Here is a 506-nt window from a genome sequence, read left to right as displayed (position 1 = left end):
ACGCGGCCCTGGAACTCCGCCTGTTCGCCAAGACCGGCAATGGCAACCGGCAGGGTCACCGCCGCATCGCCGAACCTGATTGGACGACCGTGCACCGCGAGCTCAAGCGCAAGCACGTGACGCTGTCGATCCTGTGGGAGGAGTACATCGCCGCCGAACCCGACGGATACCGGTACTCGCGCTTCTGTGAGCTTTACCGCGCCTGGGAGGGCCGCCTGTCGGTGACGATGCGCCAGGCGCACGCAGCCGGCGACAAGCTGTTCGTCGACTATGCCGGCGACGGCGTGCCGGTGGTGGTCGATCGTCTCACCGGTGAGCGCAGAATGGCGCAGATCTTCGTCGCCGTGCTCGGCGCCTCGCGCTTTACCTACGCGCAGGCGACGGGGACGCAGGGGCTCGCCGACTGGATCAGCGCTCATGTTGGCGCCTTCGCGGCGATCGGCGGCATACCGGCGCTGCTGGTGCCTGACAACACCAAGGTCGCGGTCATCAAGGCGAGCCTGTAC

1 pseudogene is annotated in these 506 nt (G+C 67.4%); it reads left to right on the top strand.

The features are described 5' to 3' along the window. Positions 1-506, top strand: a pseudogene (locus RX972_RS29315) (IS21 family transposase); the annotation flags it as partial.

The sequence above is a fragment of the Pseudomonas syringae group sp. J309-1 genome, from assembly GCF_032582135.1.
In the GTDB taxonomy this organism is placed as follows: Bacteria; Pseudomonadota; Gammaproteobacteria; order Pseudomonadales; family Pseudomonadaceae; genus Aquipseudomonas; species Aquipseudomonas quasicaspiana.
Note: the sequence above shows the minus strand (reverse complement) of the source record. Positions and strands in the feature narration are given on the sequence as shown.